Annotated in this window: 19 protein-coding genes, 1 pseudogene, 1 riboswitch and 1 other annotated feature; of the genes and pseudogenes, 6 read left to right on the forward strand and 14 right to left on the reverse strand. The window is 39.2% G+C overall.

What is annotated here, in order from left to right:
• On the reverse strand, window positions 1-1,422 hold the full coding sequence (pepV, locus tag BkAM31D_RS17525; RefSeq protein WP_066158948.1) for a dipeptidase PepV: 1,422 nt from the start codon (window positions 1,420-1,422) through the stop codon (window positions 1-3).
• Between the two features lie 281 nt (window positions 1,423-1,703).
• Here pepV and BkAM31D_RS17530 point away from each other — a divergent pair, with 281 nt between their 5' ends.
• On the forward strand, window positions 1,704-1,922 hold the full coding sequence (locus BkAM31D_RS17530; protein ID WP_066158954.1) for a DeoR family transcriptional regulator: 219 nt from the start codon (window positions 1,704-1,706) through the stop codon (window positions 1,920-1,922).
• Between the two features lie 80 nt (window positions 1,923-2,002).
• Here BkAM31D_RS17530 and BkAM31D_RS17535 read toward each other — a convergent pair whose 3' ends face one another.
• The 6 genes from BkAM31D_RS17535 to BkAM31D_RS17555 all read right to left on the reverse strand — a co-directional run bounded on the left by BkAM31D_RS17535 (window position 2,003) and on the right by BkAM31D_RS17555 (window position 7,786).
• The gene (locus BkAM31D_RS17535) at window positions 2,003-2,716 is read right to left on the reverse strand and encodes a pseudouridine synthase (RefSeq protein ID WP_066158957.1); all 714 of its coding nucleotides are present in this window, start codon (window positions 2,714-2,716) and stop codon (window positions 2,003-2,005) included.
• Window positions 2,703-3,389: a hypothetical protein gene (locus BkAM31D_RS17540; RefSeq protein ID WP_066158960.1), complete on the reverse strand. Its 687-nt coding sequence runs from the start codon at window positions 3,387-3,389 to the stop codon at window positions 2,703-2,705. Before BkAM31D_RS17540 ends, BkAM31D_RS17535 begins: the two co-directional genes overlap by 14 nt.
• Before the next feature lie 136 nt (window positions 3,390-3,525).
• Window positions 3,526-4,710, reverse strand: coding sequence for a rod shape-determining protein RodA (gene rodA, locus BkAM31D_RS17545; RefSeq protein ID WP_066158962.1), 1,185 nt, complete (start codon window positions 4,708-4,710; stop codon window positions 3,526-3,528).
• Window positions 4,711-4,745: 35 nt separating this feature from the next.
• Window positions 4,746-5,900 carry a putative lipid II flippase FtsW gene (ftsW, locus tag BkAM31D_RS17550; RefSeq protein WP_066158965.1) on the reverse strand — a complete coding sequence of 385 codons (1,155 nt, stop codon included), beginning with the start codon at window positions 5,898-5,900 and terminating at the stop codon, window positions 4,746-4,748.
• Window positions 5,901-6,146: 246 nt separating this feature from the next.
• Window positions 6,147-6,440 (reverse strand): hypothetical protein, encoded by a 294-nt coding sequence (locus tag BkAM31D_RS24890; protein WP_371807163.1) that lies wholly within the window; start codon window positions 6,438-6,440, stop codon window positions 6,147-6,149.
• Window positions 6,398-7,786: a putative polysaccharide biosynthesis protein gene (locus BkAM31D_RS17555; RefSeq protein ID WP_371807164.1), complete on the reverse strand. Its 1,389-nt coding sequence runs from the start codon at window positions 7,784-7,786 to the stop codon at window positions 6,398-6,400. Before BkAM31D_RS17555 ends, BkAM31D_RS24890 begins: the two co-directional genes overlap by 43 nt.
• 266 nt (window positions 7,787-8,052) lie before the next feature.
• Between BkAM31D_RS17555 and BkAM31D_RS17560 the strand changes: the two are divergent.
• Window positions 8,053-9,323, forward strand: a pseudogene (locus tag BkAM31D_RS17560) (BaiN/RdsA family NAD(P)/FAD-dependent oxidoreductase).
• A 110-nt stretch (window positions 9,324-9,433) separates the two neighbouring features.
• On the opposite strand, the gene BkAM31D_RS17565 reads toward BkAM31D_RS17560, so the two are convergent.
• The 3 genes from BkAM31D_RS17565 to BkAM31D_RS17575 form a co-directional block, all read right to left on the reverse strand.
• Window positions 9,434-11,398, reverse strand: a complete 1,965-nt coding sequence (locus BkAM31D_RS17565) for an electron transport protein (protein WP_066158974.1) — start codon at window positions 11,396-11,398, stop codon at window positions 9,434-9,436.
• Between the two features lie 193 nt (window positions 11,399-11,591).
• Window positions 11,592-14,015 carry a leucine--tRNA ligase gene (gene leuS, locus BkAM31D_RS17570; RefSeq protein WP_066158977.1) on the reverse strand — a complete coding sequence of 808 codons (2,424 nt, stop codon included), beginning with the start codon at window positions 14,013-14,015 and terminating at the stop codon, window positions 11,592-11,594.
• A 107-nt stretch (window positions 14,016-14,122) separates the two neighbouring features.
• Window positions 14,123-14,334: a binding site (T-box leader), on the reverse strand.
• 17 nt (window positions 14,335-14,351) lie between these two features.
• Complete coding sequence (locus BkAM31D_RS17575; protein WP_066158980.1) at window positions 14,352-15,584, reverse strand: MDR family MFS transporter; 1,233 nt, start codon at window positions 15,582-15,584, stop codon at window positions 14,352-14,354.
• A gap of 199 nt (window positions 15,585-15,783) precedes the next feature.
• On the opposite strand from BkAM31D_RS17575, the gene mnmL reads away from it, so the two are divergent.
• Genes mnmL through BkAM31D_RS17590 form a run of 3 tightly spaced genes read left to right on the forward strand, consistent with a single transcriptional unit; the run spans window position 15,784 to window position 17,939 of the window.
• A complete protein-coding gene (gene mnmL / locus BkAM31D_RS17580) occupies window positions 15,784-16,719 on the forward strand; it encodes a tRNA modification radical SAM protein MnmL/YtqA (protein ID WP_066158983.1) in 936 nt (311 codons plus the stop codon).
• 12 nt (window positions 16,720-16,731) lie between these two features.
• Window positions 16,732-17,304: a tRNA 5-(aminomethyl)-2-thiouridylate-methyltransferase MnmM gene (gene mnmM / locus BkAM31D_RS17585; protein ID WP_066158986.1), complete on the forward strand. Its 573-nt coding sequence runs from the start codon at window positions 16,732-16,734 to the stop codon at window positions 17,302-17,304.
• Window positions 17,305-17,363: 59 nt separating this feature from the next.
• The gene (locus BkAM31D_RS17590; protein ID WP_066158989.1) at window positions 17,364-17,939 is read left to right on the forward strand and encodes a beta-class carbonic anhydrase; all 576 of its coding nucleotides are present in this window, start codon (window positions 17,364-17,366) and stop codon (window positions 17,937-17,939) included.
• A 9-nt stretch (window positions 17,940-17,948) separates the two neighbouring features.
• Here the strand turns inward: BkAM31D_RS17590 and BkAM31D_RS17595 are convergent, their stop codons facing one another.
• On the reverse strand, window positions 17,949-19,019 hold the full coding sequence (locus BkAM31D_RS17595) for a tetraprenyl-beta-curcumene synthase family protein (protein ID WP_066158991.1): 1,071 nt from the start codon (window positions 19,017-19,019) through the stop codon (window positions 17,949-17,951).
• 72 nt (window positions 19,020-19,091) lie between these two features.
• Window positions 19,092-19,874, reverse strand: coding sequence for an alpha/beta hydrolase (locus BkAM31D_RS17600; protein WP_066158993.1), 783 nt, complete (start codon window positions 19,872-19,874; stop codon window positions 19,092-19,094).
• Between the two features lie 106 nt (window positions 19,875-19,980).
• On the opposite strand from BkAM31D_RS17600, the gene BkAM31D_RS17605 reads away from it, so the two are divergent.
• The gene (locus BkAM31D_RS17605; RefSeq protein WP_066158996.1) at window positions 19,981-20,523 is read left to right on the forward strand and encodes a gamma carbonic anhydrase; all 543 of its coding nucleotides are present in this window, start codon (window positions 19,981-19,983) and stop codon (window positions 20,521-20,523) included.
• Between the two features lie 67 nt (window positions 20,524-20,590).
• Here BkAM31D_RS17605 and BkAM31D_RS17610 read toward each other — a convergent pair whose 3' ends face one another.
• Together BkAM31D_RS17610 and metK are read right to left on the reverse strand one after the other, a co-directional pair.
• Window positions 20,591-20,746 carry a DUF1540 domain-containing protein gene (locus BkAM31D_RS17610; protein WP_084372440.1) on the reverse strand — a complete coding sequence of 52 codons (156 nt, stop codon included), beginning with the start codon at window positions 20,744-20,746 and terminating at the stop codon, window positions 20,591-20,593.
• 152 nt (window positions 20,747-20,898) lie between these two features.
• Entirely contained in the window at window positions 20,899-22,104 is a 1,206-nt protein-coding gene (gene metK, locus BkAM31D_RS17615) for a methionine adenosyltransferase (protein WP_066158998.1), read from the reverse strand.
• A gap of 153 nt (window positions 22,105-22,257) precedes the next feature.
• Window positions 22,258-22,371, reverse strand: a riboswitch (SAM riboswitch).
• Window positions 22,372-22,392 lie beyond the last annotated feature (21 nt).

Here is a 22,392-nt window from a genome sequence, read left to right on the forward strand (position 1 = left end):
CTATTGAGACGCTTCTTTTGCTAATTCATACATTGCCTCTGCATAAAGGGCTGTCATTCTTAAAAGATCATCGATGTCAATGCACTCGTCTTTCTTATGAGCAACGTCTTCTCGACCTGGGAACATCGGTCCAAATGCCACTCCAGTTTTCAACGAACGAGCATACGTTCCTCCTCCAATTGCCAATAGAGTCGGCTCTTCTCCTGTTTGACGCTCATACACATCCTGTAGAGTTTGAATAAGCGGATGGTCTTTCTCAACGTAATTAGGCTTCATATGATCATGAACGAGCATTTGAGCATGATTGGACCCGGCAACTTCTTTTAGAGTTGTTAAACATTCCTCACCTGAAGCAGTTACTGGATACCTTATGTTTAACCCAACTTCAGCTTCTCCATTTTCTGAGAAAGTTAATTTCCCTATGTTCATGGAGAGTTTACCTGAAGCATCATCTTGTACAGCAATTCCTAAAGCCTCCCCAGTAAAGTCACTGTATTTCTCAACAAATTGAAAAAAATGATTCGCAGTTGACTGAAAAGAGTAAGTTGCTAGAAATTGAGTAAGAAATAGTCCTGCATTCACTCCCTTTTCAGGAGTTGAACCATGAGCCGATATTCCTTCATATACGATCTGAAGCGAATTGCCATTTAATCGAGTGGTTCCCTTATGATTTTGCCCAACGAGAAAATGAGTAAATTGATCCTTCATCTCTTTCAACAGTTTCTCGTCTCCTGTAATAACTACTTCTGCCTGATCTGGGACCATATTAAAACGATCACCAGCCTTAAACTGAAGGACTTTTATTTTTTGATTGTCCTTATCATCTCGAGCGTTCCAGACGAGCGAAACATCGGTAATTCCTTTTTCCGCATGGATAATAGGAAAATCAGCATCTGGGGCAAAACCAATTGTTGGCATTTCTTCATGTTTAAAATAATGGTCAACACATCTCCAATTGCTTTCTTCATCTGTACCTAAAATCATACGGATACGTTTATGTATTGGAAGCTTAAGTTCCTTCACGATAGCTAACGCCCAGAAAGCAGCGATTGTAGGTCCTTTATTATCAATTGCCCCACGAGCATAGATTCGATTATTACGTATCGCTGCGGAAAATGGCGAAGTTGTCCATCCCTCCCCTGTAGGAACGACATCGATATGACAAAGGACGCCCACACTCTCTTCTCCTTGTCCATACTCAATCACTCCAGCATAGCCATCAACATTTTTCACAAAAAAACTAAATTTTTCACCTTTTGTTAAAATATGTTCCAACGCTTGGGCAATTCCCGCTCCAAAAGGTTGAGAAACCGTAATCGTCGAATCGTCCAAAATACTATTAATACGCAGAAATTCCTGTGTATCAGAAACAATTTCTTCCTTTCGTTTTTCTACTTCAGCTTGCCAATTTATTTTCAACATATCTTTCACCTCTTTACAAATTAGAGAAATATTCGTACAACCTTTTTGCATAGTTGAACAAGTTATTGTAAAATGTAAGCAACAAGGGAACGATGAACCATTTGCCACATTGATTAACTTCAACATTACATTGCCTACTTTTAAAAATCAACTAAAGGGGCAGCTGCGGTTATTCGCCCTTTGGAATACTTTCATCGTATTCCAGATGTAATGGCATCATTAGCCACGCCATTACATAGACTCTACTAATCAAGTCATGATTATGAATAAGGAGTGGTTTTTTGAAAACTTCAACTGATCGTATGCTGACTCGTATCAAGTCTATCTACCTTTACATTAAACAAAGGGGGACCGTCACAACGAATGAGTTAGTTGAAGAATTCGGCATCACCCAACGGACTATTCAACGCGACCTAAATGTGTTAGAGTATAACAAACTCGTTGAAAGACCTACCCGTGGCAAATGGAGCGTAACGAAAAAGAAAACTCGTGTATCATAACCGTCTTAATATTGAAAGAACAGATGCCCAATAAAACTGTTTATTGGGCATCTGTTCTTTTGGTTTTCATCCGGTCCCATTCAATCTCTTGATAGTATCAAATCGATTTCCTCTTGCCGCAATTCTCGATAAGTTCCTAGTTCAAGCTCAGGATCGAGAGTTAGCTTACCAATCTTTGTTCTTTTTAATGTTAATACTTTTTTCTCAACAGCTTCAAACATTCTTTTTACTTGATGATATTTTCCTTCTGTGATCGTGAGTTCAATTTCTGACACTGGGCCTTGTTCAATAACCTTTAGCTCACCAGGCTTTGTGACATAACCATCATCAAGTGTGACCCCCTCTTTAAAGCGCTGAACATCAACATCTGTCACCATTCCTTTTACGGTTGCTATATATGTTTTTGGGACATGTTTTTTGGGAGACATTAAAGCATGTGAAAATTGTCCATCATTTGTAATTAACAAAAACCCTTCCGTATCTTTGTCTAGTCGGCCAACAGGAAATGGTTCATACATTGCATGTTCATAAAGCAGTAAATCAATGACCGTTTCATGTTCAAGGTCTTCCGTTGCCGATATAACCCCTTGAGGTTTATTCAACATTAAGTAAATATATGGTTTATACTCGACTTCTTCTCCATACACCGTTACTAAATCTGAATCTGTGTTTATATGCTTCTTACCTTCTTTGATAGTCTCTCCATTTACATGGACACCACCAGATTTCAACAGTTTTTTTACGTCTTTTCTCGTACCATAACCCATGTTTGCTAATAACTTATCTATTCTCATTTCCTTCACCCTTCTGCTTCAATTGCTCAACTACTTTTCTTGCAAATCCACCTAAATCGTTTGTTTGGTAGGCTTCAATGACCCCTGGCACGGTTTGTGAAAGTGTATATTTGACGATTTCCTGATTGATTTTATTTTCTGCTAATGCACTTTGTAGCTGTAAAACCATTGCAACAGCTGCTTCTGTCCCTAATTGATTCGCCTTCAACACTTCTTCTTCTCGCGCTGCCACAAACTTCATTGTCGGAAACCATTTTTTTATCTGTTCCCCTTCATCTTTCCACATTTGTGGAACGACAAACAAACCTCTTTTCTCTTTTTTAACGACAGCTGCATGACCAGCCAACTTTAAAGGAATGACATTTCGTTCCTTGACTAGTTCCTTCACTTCTTTTTCGCTAATAGCCGTTGCCATATGATAAAAATTCACGTCTTGTAGAAAAAACGTTTGATATGTAGATAGAAAAGGTTCGTAAGCATGCGGTGGCAAACAAAGAAATACTTCTTTGCTTTTAGCAAAACTAGATGTATCTGCCTTCTTTAAAAAAGGATACTGATCAATCAATCCCTGAACCGTTCTTTCGTTGCGTCCAAATAAGTATGTTTGCTGATTTTCTTTTAACACAGTTACCAACATGCTAGCAAGCCGTCCCGAACCAACAATCATGATCATTTTATTAAAAACCTCCCTTTACAAGATCTCTAATCACAACTACCCTTTCTTTTGTATATTCCTTAAATGCCTGTTTCAAACACTAAATAATATAATACAAAAAAAGAAAGAGTTGATAATCAAATGATTAGCAACTCTATAAGCTTGATTCCTCCGTTTCGAACATGTAATGCTTCGTTCGTATATTTACATTGAGTACGATACCCATTGCGATCATATTGGTTAATAGCGCACTTCCTCCATAACTAATGAATGGAAGAGCTAAGCCTGTAATTGGCATCAACCCAATTGTCATGGCGATATTTTGGAACACTTGGAAAACAAGGAGCCCAATTACTCCTGAAACTAAATACGTTCCAAATAAGTTGTTACAGCTTAGAGCAATAATTACCATGCGATAAAACAATAGAAAATACGTGACAATTAATATCGTTGCACCAAGAAATCCGAATTCCTCTCCAATGACAGTAAAGATGAAATCTGTGTGTATTTCTGGAATACGGTCACTTTGAGTTTGGACACCTTGCATAAAACCACTTCCATATAGTTGACCAGAACCAATTCCTCTCAACGCATTTACTAACTGATACCCATATGACCCTTGATGTTCATACGGATCTAACCAACCATAAATTCTATCAAGCTGGTGAGAAGCAATAATTTTCGAGAACAATTCAAAGTTATTGTTATGCAAGTAGACTAGTGACAAAATTCCACTAACAGCCCCAATTCCAAGGACAAAGAGAATTCTCCAAGCAACACCTGACATTAACAACATCGTAACCATTATACTAGCAATGACTAGCGCTGTACCTAAGTCTGGCTGTGTTAAAATCAAGAAAAAAGGCGGCAGTCCTATTGCAAATACTTTTGCAACAATGATTAGGTCTGACTTTAAATCTTTTGTCGTTCGGTTCATTGTGACCCGGTAAAGCAAATGGGCCATTGCAATAATCAAGAAAATCTTCATGAACTCCGAAGGTTGGACTTCGGCAGGACCAAGATCAAGCCAACGCTGAGAACCATTTCGGAAAACGCCTAACGGCGAATATGCAACAAGTAGTAATAATACAACACCGATTCCATAGAGCGGAATAGAGAAATTTTTATACATATCATAATCTATTACCATAACACCGGACATGATAATGACACCAGCAATGAACCAGATTATTTGTCTCTTCACGTAATATGTTGGATCATCACTAAAATATTGTCCGGATCCACTATAAATTGCTAATAAGCTAAAACACATTAGCACAAACAACAGAAAGAGTAATGTGTAATCGATCTGTTGAACGCCAGATTTACGTTCTTCCATTGTAGCCTCCATCTATTAGAAACAGCTTCTCGCATTTAAGAAGCGGAAAGCTGTGTTTCTTCCTTGAATTCTTTTTGTCTACGCTGGCGAATATTATTACGAGAAATATTCGCTAATATCGCTAACGAAATAAGTGTGATTAGTAGAGACGAGCCTCCGTTACTGATTAAAGGGAGTGGAATTCCTGTAATTGGTAACAAGCCTGTGACAGCACCAACGTTGAACACAATTTGAATAGCAATCTGAAATACGATTCCAAACGCGAGCAAACTCCCGAATGGATTTTTACACTGAGCCCCTATCATAACCCCTCTAGTTAAAATTACCCCATGTGCCCCAAGTACAAATAGAACACCTAATAGACCTAACTCTTCAGATACAACAGCTAAAATAAAATCTGTATGGGCTTCTGGTAAGTAAAAGAGCTTTTGTACACTTTGTCCGAGTCCTGTCCCTGTGAGGCCACCATGAGCCATTGCAATATACGACTGGATAACCTGATGTCCTGTTCCGGACGGATCTGCAAACGGGTCTTGAAACGATGTCAATCGTCTGACTCGGTAAGGCGCAGATAATGCAAAAACAATAAACAAAGAAATTCCAACACCAGCAAGTCCAATTAAATGACGCCATTTTGCCCCAGAGAAGAAAACGAGCAAAAGCGTGACTAAAAGGATTGATGTTGCAGTTCCCAAATCCGGTTGCAACATGATTAACGCGAAAACAAATCCAACTACGACTAAAGGAGGCATTACTCCTTTTATAAATTGATCGATATAAGCTTGTTTTTGTGAATAAACTTGTGCTAGATAAATAATCATACCAAGTTTCACAAACTCAGATGGTTGAATTCGTAAAGGTCCAAGATCTATCCAACGCTCTGCTCCGTTGATATTTACACCTAATCCAGGCATTTTCACAAGGATTAGTGCAATAATTGATAATAAGATAATGATAGGAGACAGCTTCCTATATAATCGATAAGGAAAATGCATCACTATAAAAAAAGCAACTGACGCTAGAGCAAACCAAACTATTTGCCTTTGAATAAATGTATACGGATTTCCACTATCACCCACTATGCCTATTGCATAGCTCGAACTAAATACCATAATCAAGCCAAACGCAGCCAAAAGGAACGTCGTGATGATTAGCAACCAATCGTTATCTTTTCGAAATGAATACTTCATCGCGCCCCCCTTTTCTAGCAAAAATGTTAATCGACTATCGACTACATATTTATTTTCATTATATTGACCTATTAATTATAACAAACGACATATGCAAGCAAAAGAGGCATTCATTGCCAACACATGTCGAAAAAGTAAAAAAAGATGTATAAATTTGAGAAAAACATCATTTAAAAAAGAAAAGCAGCGGCAATGCTTCATCCGCTGCGCATGTGGTTTATTCCCTTTCAAAAAGGCTTTGTTGCTTTAGCCTTCTTGACGCTGCTTCTTTTTATTCAGAAATTTGAATCGAGCTCCAAGAACCATTCCTGCTAAATTGGAACGATAACCAAGGTATAAATAAATAACGGCGCCAACAGCTATGCCGACAAATAAACTTGGAAACGCACGTAGTTGTGTTGTAATGGGCAGTATCGTTTGCATGCCTATACTAACAACACTTACTCCACCTGCCATAACAGCAGCGAAAAGTAAGATGAGTACCGTTCTCTTAACGATTAATGTATAGGAATACTCTGCAAATTTCCCAATAGCCCACACCGTGACAATAATTGATGCTGTATAGCCGATGTAAGTAGCATATATCCCCCAAGTGGGCCGATTATTGATAACAACCAACTATTTGTTACAAGCTTTAACAGCAGACCAACTCCAAGCGCAAGAACTGCATATTTTTGCTTATTCATCCCTTGCAAGATAGCGGCTGTTACTGCAAATAACGAGAAGAACAAAGTAATTGGCGCATAATATCTAAGGATAAACCCTCCTATTTCAAGGTCACTGACCCCATATAGAGCACCAAATGCCGGATAAGCCAAAACGGATAAGCCAACAGCAGCTGGTATCGTCAAAAATAAGATAATTTGATATGTTTGAGTAATTTGTCTCTGTAATAATTCACGATCGTTCGTTGTATAGGATTTTGTGATTGTTGGCAATAGCGTAATGGAAAGAGCAGTCGCTAAAGCCATAGGAATTAAAACAATTTTGTGTGCTGTATTTGAGAATACAGCGAACGCTGTTTCAGATTCCTCTTGTGACATGATTGTACCAATTAACGTGTTATTAAACGTGAACAAATCTATTAGTTGATACAATGGAATCGCAAGTCCGACAAACGAGAGCGGCAATGCATATGCTATAAGCTCTTTATACATTGATTTTAGAGATAAGTTATGATCGACTTTACTCATCTCAATTTGTTCATGAATGTGCTTTTTTCTTTTAAACCAATATACTAATAGGACCGTTAACCCTCCAAGCGCTCCAACAAAGGCTGCAAATGTTGCAAATCCAACAGCAAGGCCTACACTTCCATTCATTACTTGCACAATAGAGAAGGTAACAGCCAGGATAAACACAATTCGGACAATCTGCTCAACTACTTGTGAAACAGCCGTCGGTCCCATCGATTGGAAGCCCTGAAAGTAACCACGAATAATTGACATAATGGGGACAACAATTAAGGCGACACTCACCATTCGAATCGTAAACACGATGTCATCAAATGAGTTTCCTTTTGTATCTGTCGGGTCTTCAATAATGAGTGGGACCAAATAAGGGGCTGCAAAATATAACAACAAAAAGGCTAATAGTCCTGTGATTGACATAAACAAAAGCCCTGACTTAAATAACTTATGGCCTGTTCGATAATCACCGAGAGCATGATATTTCGAAACAAATTTTGATACAGCAAGCGGAACACCTAAAGTAGCTAGACTTAACAAAACCGTATATGGCAGATAACCATATGAATACAGCGCAATCCCCGTTTGTCCAACAATTGCCGTGAATGGAAATATGTAAATCAAGCCAAGGATTTTTGAAGCAAATGTTGCTGCAGTAAGCACCATTGTTCCACGCATTAATTTTGAATCAGACATCATGATACCTTCTTTCAATCAGATACTTGAACAATAAAATCTATATATCGGTTCAATCTTTATCAAGCTTCGCTGATATAAGTCAACTAGGCTGCTTTTCATTTTACACTAGAACAATAAACTCCTTTTGCATTTTACCACAGTCTAGAATCTGGTGCTCGTTTTGAAAATTCCTTTTTTAAAGGAAACATGCTACTCTATGTATCATAGATTTGACATCATAAAAAAAATGGTAAGTAAGTGAAATGTTAAGATGAGGTGAATGTATTATGAAGGAATATGATGTCATTGTGATTGGCGGTGGGCCTTCAGGACTTATGGCTTCTATTGCTGCTGCTGAACACGGTGCGACAGTTCTTCTTCTCGATAAAGGTAATAAACTCGGTCGGAAATTGGCGATATCCGGAGGTGGGCGATGCAACGTCACAAACCGGATGGAAATACAAGATTTAATTGCTCACATCCCTGGGAACGGGCGTTTTATGCATAGCCCATTTTCTGTCTTTAACAACGAAAACATCATTCAATTTTTCGAGGGGCTTGGAATCCAATTAAAAGAAGAAGATCGTGGGCGAATGTTTCCAGTGAACGATAAAGCGACAACAGTTGTTGAACACTTGTTACAGCAGGTTCGCAAACTCGGAGTTGAAATTCGGACCAACACAACAGTTAAAACAATCAACTACGTTCAAGATGCCGTTTCTGAAGTGATTCTTAACCACGGAGAAGTGCTTCCAACTACGTGTGTTATCGTCGCTACTGGCGGGAAATCTGTTCCTCACACAGGCAGTACAGGAGACGGCTATCCTTGGGCAGAAAAAGCTGGTCATACGATTACTGAATTGTATCCAACAGAGGTCCCGATCACTTCTAATGAAGGATTTATTCGAGAGAAAACACTTCAAGGATTATCATTAAGGGAGATCGAATTAACCGTTTTTAATCCAAAGGGGAAGAAAATCAAAACGCATGAGGGCGATATGATCTTTACTCATTTTGGGATATCTGGCCCCGCCGCGCTTAGATGTAGTCAATATGTTGTTAAGGCACTTAAAAAGTTTCAAACCAATACGATTACAATGGAGATCGACTTGTTTCCCCAGCAGTCTGATGAAGTTTTGTTCCAACAATTACTTTCTAAGACAAAAGCAGAACCGAAGAAATCGCTAAAAAATTTATTAAAGGGATTTGCTCCAGAGCGTTTCTTATTGTTCCTCTTTGAAAAAGAAAAAGTAGACACTCAAGCTCCAGCATCAACCGTCCCTCATGATACGTTGCGCACAATTATTGCTTTTTGCAAACATTTTACGTTTACTGTTAATGGTACGTTATCGATTGAAAAAGCTTTCGTTACTGGTGGAGGAGTGTCAATAAAAGAAATTGAACCTAAAACCATGCACTCTAAAAAGAAAAGTGGATTATATTTTTGTGGAGAAGTTTTAGACATCCACGGTTATACTGGGGCTACAACATTACCGTTGCTTTTTCCACAGGGTATACAGCTGGAAAATCCGCAGCAGAACAAGCGACTATCCACTGATCTCCAAACAATTCTGATCAACCGACTCGGGTCAATTAATGACCGTTTAGATGCCTGCCCGATAAGAGCGCCTCTCCTATCAGGCAGGCATTTTTTCTTACTTGCTATTACTAACTATCCTCTTTTTTCTCCATTTCAAGGGAAAGCAAATATTCAATTAGCGCATTTTGTTCCTCTTCTGTAAATCCCGTCGTTTCATCCACCCAAAACTCGTGTCCAACTCCTTCCGTATGCACATCCTTTAAATCAGGTACGGAACGATTCGCTTTAATTACCTTTACTCTTAATTCATGATCAACTAATGCTTTTAAGCTGTTATATGGATCAGCCGCTATATTGTTCATACTAGTTCCAGGTACTCCTAATTGATTTTTTAAGTCTTTGCCAACAGCTACTCCCCCATCATGTAGATAAGGAGCTGTCCAGTACAGGCCAATTAACCCTTTTACTTTGTAACCACCATCTGTGCCAATCGCATAAGCAAGGTTTCGTTGTTCTTTATCCACATGTTCTTCTGGCACTTTCAACACACGGGCATTCGGTGGTAATGGCGTAGGTGTATTTGGTGCATACATAAACGACTCTTTTAACACTTTTCCTACTAAACGAGATCCCTTCGCTCTTGAATCCTCTGTCTTCACTTCTTGAACAGGGATAATCTTATTATTAGTTAAGTACTTTCCTGAATGACATTGGATACAGCCTCCTCTCTCAAATACGTCTCGTCCCATCTTCCTCATTTCTGAACTTATTTGCCTACTGTGTACTGGCGGCAAAAGGGTATTTTGAAAGGCGGACATCGCATTGTTTTCTAAGCCAATTGCTGAACCAATTGAAGAAACCGTCGTCCCATTAGGAGAAAACATCGTTAAATTTGGGTAATGTGGCGGCTTTACACTTTCATTTACTCCAACTGTGTCTGGTGTCCTCTCGATTTTTTGTTTGAATTCAGACGGAGTCAGAGTAGACGAAAAGGGAAAGCGAGTGCCTTTGTCTGCTGCATTTTGCAAAATGATCCCAATATATGATTCCTTGCTAATATTTAATAAATCTTGACTATGGTCTGCTAAGGAGAGCGAGTCTGAATTGAAGGCATGCACTTTATTATTAAATGTTGTTAATCCTTTAAATGGTCCAACTAAAGCAAAGCCATTCCAGCCATATGGATGGTCTCCGAAGGTAAACACATCTGGAATCTGCGCTGGATTAGCTGTTGCATCAGCTGTCACATCAAAACTCCCTTTCGGCCACTTAAGCAAAGTTTGGTCCACTGCTTTTTCTAGCAGTCTTGGATCTGGAAGCTTTTCTTTTTCTCCTTTTGAATTTGTTATCTCTTTACTTGAATTTGTAATATAGTCTTGTATCGATTCAATCTCCGCCACAGGAAAGTAAGCCGTTGAATTTGTTGCTAAAGCGAGCAGCATTCCACTATCAAGATCAGAATTCGGGACACCTTCTATGATTTTACCAGTTTCACGATCAACGGTAGCGTGACAAGCTGCGCAACTAATCCCAACTCTTACTTTCCCCTGTTCTATCGAAATCGGAAAGCCAAGTGGCGTGACAGCCCCTTTAGCTACATCTATTCCGGTATCGATTTTTTCTCCTTTTTTCCAGTGGCGCTGACCAATCGTAACATCTTCTGCTAAAGCTACTTGAAGATTGGTTGTTGACTCTCCTTTTAACTCAACAATTGCTCTGAGTAAATTCGTAAATGTAAGAGGTCCATCTAATAAACCTAAAATATCTGTCATGAATAACTCATTTTTAAAAGTGCCCTTATAAAACTGTTCCCTCCCTAACTCAATCAAGTCCTTATCAATCTTGATCGCTCCATTCTCTGGTGACAGCATGTCACCAAGACCCGCATTCTCTAATTCCGCTGCTTCTTCAGGCGAGAGATAGACCCCCATCAGATCATAGTCTACATCGTCTTGAAAATTCGTTTTTTGTTGACTGACTATTTGATTCTCCCTTGGAACATAACCATACTTGAAATCAATCAAGGTCCATGCCAAAAGTAGAAAAGCTACTACCGCTGTACCAAGATAAAGTACTTTGAATCGCTGAACCAATTAAAAAACTCCTTTACAATTGCTAAAGTTGGAAGTCTGTCTCATTTAGATATCCGTAACGTATATTCGTTTCTTTAGTATTTGTTGAAAAGAATCTATTATTAACCGATTTATTTATGAAAGCTTGTCTCGATCAAAAAAGAGGTGTCTCAAAAGGTCATTAACCTTTTTGAGACACCCCTATGAACAAACATTACCCTACTACAATATTTACAAGTTTTCCTGGTACAGCAATCACTTTACGGATTGTTTTATCTCCTACTGCTGCAAGGACCTTTTCATCTTCTCGAGCTAACTGTTCCATTTGCTCTTTACCAGCATCAGTCGGGATAACAAGTTTCGCTTTCACTTTACCATTAATCTGAACCACGACCTCTACTTCGTTTTCAACAAGAAGAGTCTCATCAAATGTTGGCCACGCCTCATAACTAATCGTATTTGTGTGACCTAATTTATGCCATAGTTCTTCCGCAAGGTGCGGTGCAATTGGAGAAAGCATCTTCACAAAGCCTTCCATTATATCCTTCGGTAATACTTCTTGCTTGTACCCTTCGTTAATGAATACCATCATTTGAGAAATCGCGACATTAAAACGCAACTCCGTCATGTCTTCCGTAATCTTTTTCACGGATTGATGATAGACACGCGTAAAGCTCTCTGTTCCTTTTGTTTCTTGAATCGCGGAGTTCAATTCACCTGTTGCTTCATCAACAAAAAGTCTCCATACACGGTCTAGGAAACGACGAGCACCGTCTAATCCACCTGTTGACCATGCAATTGAGCCATCAAGTGGTCCCATAAACATTTCATATAAACGAAGCGTATCAGCACCATGGCTTTCGACAACATCATCAGGATTGACTACATTTCCTTTTGATTTACTCATCTTTTCATTATTTTCACCAAGAATCATCCCTTGGTTATATAGTTTTTGGAATGGCTCTTTCGTAGAGACAACACCGATGTCATAAAGGAATTTATGCCAGAAGCGAGCATAAAGTAAATGAAGTACAGCATGCTCTGCTCCTCCAATATAAATGTCTACTGGTAACCATTTTTCTAGTTTCTCACGATCCGCCAACGCTGCTTCATTTTTCGGATCGATGTAACGAAGATAATACCAACAACTTCCTGCCCATTGTGGCATTGTATTTGTTTCACGACGACCTTTTTTCCCCGTCTTTGGATCAACCACTTCTAACCAACTTGTTTCATTGGCTAATGGCGACTCACCCGTTCCAGATGGTTTGATCTCTTTCATTTTCGGTAATATCAGCGGAAGCTCTTCCTCCGGCACGGTTGTCATTGTACCGTCTTCCCAGTGGATGACTGGGATAGGCTCGCCCCAATAACGTTGACGGCTGAATAACCAATCACGCAGACGATACGTTACTTGCTTTTTCCCAAATTCGTTTGCTTCAAGCCAATCAATCATGTTACGTATCGCTGTTGTTTTATCAAGCCCATTTAAGAAATCAGAGTTTACATGCTCTCCATCTCCTGTGTACGCTTCTACTTCAACATTTCCACCCGCTACAACTTCACGAATGTTCAAGTCAAATGTTTTCGCAAATTCATAGTCACGCTCATCATGTGCTGGAACCGCCATTATGGCACCAGTACCATAGCTAACTAACACATAGTCAGCAATCCAAATCGGAATACGCTCACCATTAACAGGATTAATCGCAAACGCACCTGTAAATACACCTGTTTTTTCCTTTGAAAGCTCCGTACGCTCTAGATCACTTTTCGCCGCTACTTTTGCTTTGTATGACTCAACGTCCACTTTTTGTTGAGCCGTTGTAATTACATCAACAAGTTTATGTTCAGGTGCTAAAACCATATATGTTGCACCAAAAAGGGTATCTGGACGCGTTGTAAACACTTCTACTGTTTCACTTTCATGACCATCAACGTTGAATGTCACTTCTGCTCCTTCAGAACGCCCAATCCAATTTCGCTGCATGTCTTTAATGCTTTCTGGCCAGTCTAACTCTTCTAAGTCTTCTAGTAAGCGATCTGCATAGGCAGTGATTTTCAGCATCCATTGTTTCATTGGACGACGTTCAACTGGATGCCCACCACGTTCACTCTTACCATCGATTACTTCTTCGTTTGCCAATACAGTCCCAAGTGCAGGGCACCAGTTTACTGCTACTTCATCAATATAAGCAAGGCCTTTTTCATGAAGTTTAGTGAAAATCCACTGAGTCCACTTGTAGTAGCTTGGATCTGTCGTGTTCACTTCTCGGTCCCAATCATAAGAAAAGCCAAGCGATTTAATTTGACGACGGAACGTGTTGATGTTCTTTTCCGTAAACTCGGCTGGGTCATTCCCTGTATCAAGAGCATATTGCTCGGCAGGTAACCCAAAAGCATCCCACCCCATTGGATGCAAGACATTGTACCCTTGCATTCTCTTCATACGAGATAAGATATCTGTCGCGGTATATCCTTCAGGATGTCCGACATGTAGTCCTGCCCCAGAAGGGTAAGGGAACATATCGAGCGCATAGAATTTCGGCTTGTTCTCGTCTTCACTCGTACGGAATGTCTTATTTTCTTCCCAATATTGTTGCCACTTTTTTTCAATTTGTTCGTGTGAAAATGACATTTTTTCATCCTCCTATTATAACCGTTGTTCAAATGGTGAAAATTTTGAGCTGTTAATGAAAGTAATATATTTATAAAACAAAAAAACCCCCATCTCTAACAAGATTTGTTAGGGACGAGAGTTTTGTTATACTTCCCGCGGTACCACCCACATTAATGATTACATCATTCGCTCTTCACGTGTAACGTCCGTGACCCGTTGAAAGTTTCCTTTCAAAAACTCCAAGGCGAGTTCATCATACTTGTTCGACTGACTTGCACCATCCGTCAGCTCTCTAAATTCCCAAAATATGACTACTACTCCTTTTCTACGTCAACATATGAACTTACTGTTATTTTAGGCATTCAAGCTGTCACTGTCAAGCAGACTCGCAGCCTCTTTCTTCTGTTGCTTAATCGCGTTTTGTTTTTTTAATGGTAGATCATAAATGGAAATTACCCCAATCGCGACAATAAATAATAGAAGAAGCAACCAAATCAGAACAGAAATCGAGTAAAAGTCAACCATTAATCCACCGATTAAAGGTCCAACCATTCTTCCACCTGTTGCAACACTATTGACAATTCCTTGATAATAGCCTTCCTTGTTTTTCGGTGCTAGTTTACTAGCAATCGTTGGTACTGCAGGCCAAACAAACATTTCTCCAATCGTTAGAATGATCATTGCAACTAAAAACATCGTAAATATATCTGCTTGCAGCAGAACGGCATACGAGATCATAAAAATCAATACTCCGACAATCATTTGCTGCTTTAATGTCCGCACCCACTTACGAATGGCGTATGCAATAATCGGCTGGGCAAAGACAATCATTAAGCCATTGATTGTCCATAATAAACTATAATATTGTAATGAGATCCCTAGTGATTGAGTATGAACGGAAATATTGGCTTGCCATTGTGTATAGGCAATCCAGCAAATAAAAAAGGCTATCGATACTAAACCGAGAGCATGAATTTGGTAATTGCTTTTAATTGGTCTTTTCTGCTCAAATACATTTGAGACAGTTGAATGAACAGCTTTACTGCCAATCGATCTAAAGAACATGGCAACAAATAGTAATAAGAAAGCATACATGACGGCATTTGCAGTAAATACGGCTGTTAATTGGACAGATGCAACAACTCCCACAAGAGCTGTTCCAACGGCAACCCCGACATTCTGAGCAACATACATTGCATTAAATGGCTTTCTTCCACCTTCTGGCCAAAGGCTCCCTGCAAGAGCATACATAGCCGGGAACAACACCCCCGTTCCAAACCCTAATCCTATTAATAACACCATATAAAAATAATAACTGTGATAAAAAATTAAAATAAAAGCACTAATAACTGTTACGATTAGACCAAACAACATCGTCTTATATGCACCAATTTGGTCAAATAAGCGTCCGCCCAATAAACTTCCAATTACACCAGCTGCAGAATTCAACATTAGTACAAAACCAGCAGCCGTAAGTGACTTTCCTAATTCTTGATGTATAATAATCGCATTTAAAGGCCATAAAAAAGAAGCCCCCGTTACGTTAAGAGCCATCGCAATGACAAGGAACCAAAGTGATTTTGGCATGTTGTGCCCTCCTTCCTTCTTAATTCCCTAAGCCATCTTAGAAGATCTCTTACTAAAATGCAATCTTTTTTAATCAGGAACGATAAAGCAACATTTTTTTGAAGATTCTAATTAAGATGTGTACAATATAATAGGTTTATTTATTAGTTGACCTAATGTAAGATAAACACTTTAAGGCTACAGTAAAGAGGCGATTACAATGACTCCTTCACATTTTGGAGACAAACGATATTACTCATGGAATCAATATTTAAAAGATCATTTTGGAGAAAAAGTCTTTAAAGTTCCGTTAGATGCTGGATTCGATTGCCCAAATCGAGATGGAAATGTCGCTCATGGCGGCTGTACTTTTTGCAGTGAAAGAGGATCAGGCGATTTTGCTGGAGACCGTAGCGACGATCTCGTCACTCAATTTCATACGATTAAAGATCGGATGCACAAAAAGTGGAAAAGTGGAAAGTACATCGGTTATTTCCAAGCTTATACGAACACATATGCTCCCGTTGATACGTTACGTACTTATTTTGAAACCATCTTAAACCAAGAGGGCGTCGTAGGATTATCAATTGCGACTAGACCAGACTGCCTACCAAATGATGTCGTGGAATACCTAGCAGAATTGAATGAGCGAACGTTCCTATGGGTTGAACTTGGCTTACAAACGGTCCACGAACGCACAGCCCTCTTAATCAACCGTGCTCATGATTACCAATGTTATATAGATGGCGTTGAAAAGCTACGCAAACATGGGATTCGCGTTTGTGCTCATATTATAAATGGCCTCCCTCTTGAATCAGAAGAAATGATGATGGAAACGGCAAGGGAAGTAGCCAAACTAGATGTCCAAGGAATTAAAATACACCTTCTTCATCTTCTAAAAAAAACAGCGATGGTAAAGCAATTTGAAAAAGGGCTTGTTGAATTTATGAGCCAAGAAGATTACATCAATCTCGTTGTAGATCAATTAGAAGTAATACCTCCTGAACTAGTTGTCCATCGCTTAACAGGAGATGGGCCGGCTGATATTATGATTGGTCCAATGTGGAGCATGAATAAGTGGAGCGTGTTAAATGGTATTGAAGCGGAACTCGATCGTCGTGATAGCTGGCAAGGAAAATTTCACAACATAAAGTAGTAGGTGATTATAATGAAAGTATTAGGTGTTTTACCTTTTGCCAGATTTTTATTAGAAAATGCGCTAAAAGCTGGTGATATTGCCGTTGATTGCACGATTGGAAATGGACATGATACGGTCTATTTAGCTTCTTTAGTAGGTGATAACGGCCGAGTGTATGGCTTTGATATTCAAGAACAAGCCATACACTCAACAACGAGAAGGCTACAAGAGCACCATTTAGAAACTCGAGTTGAGCTTCACCATAAGGGACACGAGGAAGTAATCAATGCGATCCCTGAAATGGATCACCCTAAAGTGAAAGCTGCGATCTTTAACCTTGGTTACTTACCAGGGGGAGACAAGGCAATTGTTACGCGAGCTTCATCAACGATCACAGCAATTAAACATTTAATTGAGTTAATGCCACAGGGCGGAACCATTGTTCTTGTCATCTATCATGGACACGAAGAAGGCAAGGAAGAAAAGCATCATGTCCTAACGTATGTTGAACAACTTGATCAGCGCTTTGCACATGTATTAAAATATGAGTTTATTAATCAAGCAAACAATCCTCCATTCGTCATTGCTATTGAAAAACGTTGAAATTTGACAATTAATAAACCGTTGCTCAGAATGTAAGAAAATAGACGAAGGAGATTCTGATGACTCTACTTGATAAAATTTTGTCTCATAATGAAAAATTTGTTGCAAACAAAGAATTTGAGCGTTACAAAACTACTAAATTCCCTAATAAAAAAGTAGTAATCTTATCATGTATGGACACAAGACTTTCTGATCTTTTACCCGTTGCGATGAATGTGAAACATGGAGATGCTAAAATTATAAAAAATGCAGGTGCTGTTATTTCTCACCCTTTCGGCAGTATTATGAGAAGCATTTTACTTGCTGTTTATGAGCTTAACGCTGATGAAGTAATGGTTGTCGGCCATCACAATTGCGGGATGTCTTCGTTAGAACCAGATCACATCTTAACGAAAGCTGTAGAAAGAGGAATTGATCGTAAGACCATCGAAACACTTCAATACTCTGGAGTCGATATGGATTCTTTCCTTACCGGCTTTACAGTTGTAGAAGATAGCGTTCGTCATAGTGTTGAGTTGATTGCTAACCATCCATTAATTCCAAAAGACGTTTCTATTCATGGACTTGTCATTTGTCCAGAAACAGGAGCATTAGAGTTAATTATCAATGGCTACGCTAAAAAAAGTACAACCTGAACATAACAGTCAGGTTGTACTTTTTTTCTGATCTCTCCTAAACATCCATCTATTCATAAAGAAAAGCAAAGTGGGTAATCCACCCATCTTAATCATTTGTTTCGATTTCTTTTTTAATTCTTTATCTCCTTGAACCTTTTCATCAGCAATATATATAGCAATGATTCCTCTAATAATCATATGATGAAACTCAGGATCTGGCAGCTTCGCAATAAATTCCTCTGCCTTATCAACAAAATAACGGAAACGTTCAATCATTTGTTCTTCACTATCATAATAAAATAAGAAGTTAAGCTCATCATCAGCAATGTCTTCTTCTTGATCTATAAAGTAATCCAACAATATATGAACCCCTTGCATCCAAGGGTAATATCCCTCTTTTATAATTTGAGCTGTTTCTTCAGTCAAATCAGGCTTTGTTGCATAAGTAGCCATTGCATATATTCCTAACGTAGAAGCTGTACATGCTGAGAATTCATACCATGTCATATCCGGAACTTTGTGCTGATGCAAGGAAAACCATTTCTCCAATCTTGGAATCCGTTCTTCCTTAACAACATGCTTATGAACTTGTAAATCACCATAATAACCACTCAGTTCAAGCATTGATTCCTGCACTTTTTCAAACGATGGGAAGGTTTCAAGGATACCTTGACACGTTTGGACTAATGCATGTAAGTAGCCACCATCTTCGGATTCTTTCCGATACTCATAATAGTTTTTCAAGCTGGCACCTGGAGTTAGGGCATCTAAAAGTGCTTGGTGTAGCGATCTAAAATCATTCGGATCAAGCGATGGACTTTGATCACATAAATTATCTAGATAGTCACATGTAATTTGATAAGCAATAATAAATTGAACTAGATCATCCATACGGTCTTTTGCCACTAATGAAAAGACTCCTCCACCCTCGCAATGAAACTTTTTTTTCGCAATCGCATCAAGAGCTTGCGATCTTAGCTCCGGGTCCGGGATCACCTCTGCAAATTTTTTCCACCTATCAAAGTAGCGATGAACAGTTGGGATAACTTCACGATATACATTTACTAACAATGGGATTGGTTTTGTTGGGACAGTCAAACGTTTCTCCTCCTCGTAATTCCACCCTATACGTTAGCATATTTCTTTACAATGAACAACGAAAGAGCTAACTTAAGTAACAAGCAAATTGACAAACCCAACGGCATACCTAAAAACATCTTCTCTTTCTGGTTCGTTAAACACCTCATGGTACAATCCATCCCACTCTTTGTAAAATTTCTCTGTTGTTGAGACGTGATCAAACCATGTTCGCACCTCAAATTTGTCAACTAGATGATCCTCTCCAGCTTGTAACACAAGAAGAGGAATGTTCGGAAATTTCTCCGGATAACGCATCGCTAATCGCATCGCTTTAGTTAATTCTTGATACCATCTTGCCGATACTTTTGTGACACGTAATTCATCTTTCAAATAAAGCTCGCGGATTTCTTCATTCCGAGTAACCAACTCAGAGCGTATTCCTGAATTCTGACTCATAGTTGGAACAATTCGATGAATCATTTTTGCTGCTAAATCTTTCGACTTAGCAGGAGGCTGACTCAATCCTAAGCAAGGTGAAGATAAAATAACAGCCATAATAAGTGCTGCATTTCTTTCCATTAATGTACGAATGACAACAAGCCCTCCCATACTATGACCAACTAAAATAATTGGTAACCCTTTCTGACGAGCCTCCTCTACCCAATCGCAAACCGTATCTAAATATTGATTAAACGATTGAATATGCCCTCTTTTTCCTCTTGTTTTGCCTTGTCCTGGCAAATCGCCCATCACAACATCAAAGCCATGTTCATTCCATCTTTCAGCCAACCATTTATAGCGACCATGATGTTCCCCAGCCCCATGTACAACAACAACGATTCCTCGCGGGTCTGCCACTTCCCATTTCCACATATTTACTCCCCTTGACGATGAATTTTGAAAAAAGGTCCATGACGTGCAATTTTACGTTAAAATAAGTATAGCGACTTTTTACTAAAACGAAAAGGATGTGACCTTAGTGATTTATCGTTACGAAAACAAATATCCTACTATTGCAGAGACTGCTTTTATAGCAGATGGTGTAACTATTACAGGGGATGTATCTATCGGAGATGAGTCAAGTATTTGGTTTCAAACTGTAATTCGAGGAGATGTCTCTCCAACGATCATTGGCAATCGCGTCAACATTCAAGATCAATCGATGCTTCATCAAAGCCCAAAATATCCATTAATTATTGAAGACGATGTTACTGTTGGCCATCAAGTTATGCTACACAGCTGTACAATTCGTAAAAACGCTTTAATTGGAATGGGTTCGATCGTGCTTGATGGTGCAGAAATAGGAGAAGGAGCATTTATCGGTGCTGGGAGCCTCGTTCCTCCAGGGAAGAAAATCCCGCCAAATTGCCTTGCTTTAGGACGCCCTGCTAAAGTCGTGAGGGATTTAACGAAAGCGGATATTGAAGAAATGGCAAGGGTACGTAGTGATTATGTTAAAAAAGGACGAATGTATAAACAAATAGTTAACGAAACGAAAAAGAATTCATCTCGATCTGAATAATATTGATTATTATTATCAATACTAGAGAAGAGAAAAGAGCGAAGCGACTCGCCCTTTTCTGTGCTCATTAATGTTGAGGTTCAAATGTTTTGCAATCCGTTTCCTCTTGTTTTTCAGCTTCTTTACCAGCGTGGCTTACTACATAGATTCTTTCAGCTTCACATTGGTTACCTTCGCCCCAATATACACAATTGTTTACTTCACATAATACGTCTTGTGCCAATTTGGTCACCCCCTCTTAGTTTCATTTTGACCAAATTGGCACTTAGTCATACAAAAAGAACTCGGAAAATAAACTGCACCTCCAATTGGAGGTGTTTTAATTGTTTAGCCCTAAAAAAACAGACCCCCGAAGAAGTCTGCTTTCAATAGATTTTATAACTCTGCTTGTTCTTTTAATGTAGCAGCTTTGTCTGTTTGCTCCCATGGAAGCTCAACATCTGTACGGCCGAAGTGACCATAAGCAGCTGTTTGCTTATAAATCGGACGACGAAGATCAAGCATTTTAATAATTCCAGCTGGACGTAGGTCAAAGTTGTCACGAACTAGTGAGACTAATGATTCTTCAGATACTTTTCCTGTTCCAAAAGTATCGATTGAAATTGATACTGGTTGTGCCACACCAATCGCATACGCCAATTGAACTTCACATTTGTCTGCTAGTCCTGCAGCAACAATATTCTTCGCTACGTAACGCGCAGCGTATGCACCAGAGCGGTCAACTTTCGTTGCATCTTTACCTGAGAACGCTCCACCACCGTGACGAGCGTAACCACCGTATGTATCTACAATGATTTTGCGCCCAGTTAGACCTGCATCACCTTGTGGTCCACCAATTACAAAACGACCAGTAGGATTGATGAAATATTTTGTATCCTCATCAATTAATTGCTCTGGTACAACTGGTTTAATTACATATTCCTTTAAGTTACGTTGAATTTGTTCAAGTGTAACTTCAGGATGATGTTGAGTAGAAATAACAATCGTGTCAATACGAACAGGGTTACCTGCCTCATCATACTCGACTGTTACTTGAGTCTTACCGTCAGGACGTAAATATGGCAGAATTTCTTCTTTACGAACTTCCGTTAATCGACGAGCTAGCTTATGGCTTAGTGAGATTGGTAAAGGCATAAGTTCTTTCGTTTCGTTATTTGCATAACCAAACATTAGTCCTTGGTCTCCTGCACCGATCGCTTCAATTTCAGCATCTGTCATTTGACCTTCACGAGCTTCAAGAGCTTGGTCAACCCCTTGAGCAATATCAGCTGATTGTTCATCAATAGAAGTGAGTACTGCACACGTTTCTGAATCAAAACCATATTTTGCACGTGTATAACCAATTCCTTTAATTGTTTCTCGCACTATTTTCGGAATGTCTACATATGTGTTTGTTGTAATTTCTCCAGCGACTAATACTAAACCTGTTGTTACAGATGTTTCACACGCTACACGTGCATTTGGATCGTTTGTTAAAATTGCATCAAGAATGGCATCTGAAATCTGGTCACAAATTTTATCTGGATGCCCTTCTGTTACTGACTCTGACGTAAATAAACGTCTGCTTTTTACTTCTGTCATTTTATTTCCTCCTTTAACACTGCCTACTCTTAGCATGTGTCTTTCTTTGAGACGGCACTCATGTCCCACCGAATGGGAAATACCTTCCTGTACAGCGTATAAACGATAAAAACCCTATTCCAAAGAGGAAAGGGTTGAATGTTTACCTTTAGCCTCTTATCGTTCAAGACAAAACAGTCTTGCAGGTTAGCACCTTTTCACTCATGGCTACGAGTGTTGGTTGCTGGGCTTCTTCGGGCCTGTCCCTCCGCCTACTCAGGATAAGAGTATCCGTTCGACGCATATCAT

The organism is Halalkalibacter krulwichiae (assembly GCF_002109385.1).
In the GTDB taxonomy this organism is placed as follows: Bacteria; Bacillota; Bacilli; order Bacillales; family Bacillaceae_D; genus Halalkalibacter; species Halalkalibacter krulwichiae.

Excerpts from the sequence above, each read along its gene's own strand:
- ftsW (WP_066158965.1), bottom strand. The coding sequence starts at position 5,900 with ATGAAGTATTCATTTCGAAAAGATAACGATTGGTTGCTAATCATCACG.
- BkAM31D_RS17575 (WP_066158980.1), bottom strand. The coding sequence starts at position 15,584 with ATGCCAAAATCACTTTGGTTCCTTGTCATTGCGATGGCTCTTAACGTA.
- BkAM31D_RS17590 (WP_066158989.1), top strand. The coding sequence starts at position 17,364 with ATGACTCTACTTGATAAAATTTTGTCTCATAATGAAAAATTTGTTGCA.
- BkAM31D_RS17600 (WP_066158993.1), bottom strand. The coding sequence starts at position 19,874 with ATGTGGAAATGGGAAGTGGCAGACCCGCGAGGAATCGTTGTTGTTGTA.
- BkAM31D_RS17540 (WP_066158960.1), bottom strand. The coding sequence starts at position 3,389 with ATGATCATGATTGTTGGTTCGGGACGGCTTGCTAGCATGTTGGTAACT.
- BkAM31D_RS17535 (WP_066158957.1), bottom strand. The coding sequence starts at position 2,716 with ATGAGAATAGATAAGTTATTAGCAAACATGGGTTATGGTACGAGAAAA.
- rodA (WP_066158962.1), bottom strand. The coding sequence starts at position 4,710 with ATGGAAGAACGTAAATCTGGCGTTCAACAGATCGATTACACATTACTC.
- BkAM31D_RS17555 (WP_371807164.1), bottom strand. The coding sequence starts at position 7,786 with ATGATGTCTGATTCAAAATTAATGCGTGGAACAATGGTGCTTACTGCA.
- pepV (WP_066158948.1), bottom strand. The coding sequence starts at position 1,422 with ATGTTGAAAATAAATTGGCAAGCTGAAGTAGAAAAACGAAAGGAAGAA.
- leuS (WP_066158977.1), bottom strand. The coding sequence starts at position 14,015 with ATGTCATTTTCACACGAACAAATTGAAAAAAAGTGGCAACAATATTGG.
- mnmM (WP_066158986.1), top strand. The coding sequence starts at position 16,732 with ATGAAAGTATTAGGTGTTTTACCTTTTGCCAGATTTTTATTAGAAAAT.
- mnmL (WP_066158983.1), top strand. The coding sequence starts at position 15,784 with ATGACTCCTTCACATTTTGGAGACAAACGATATTACTCATGGAATCAA.
- metK (WP_066158998.1), bottom strand. The coding sequence starts at position 22,104 with ATGACAGAAGTAAAAAGCAGACGTTTATTTACGTCAGAGTCAGTAACA.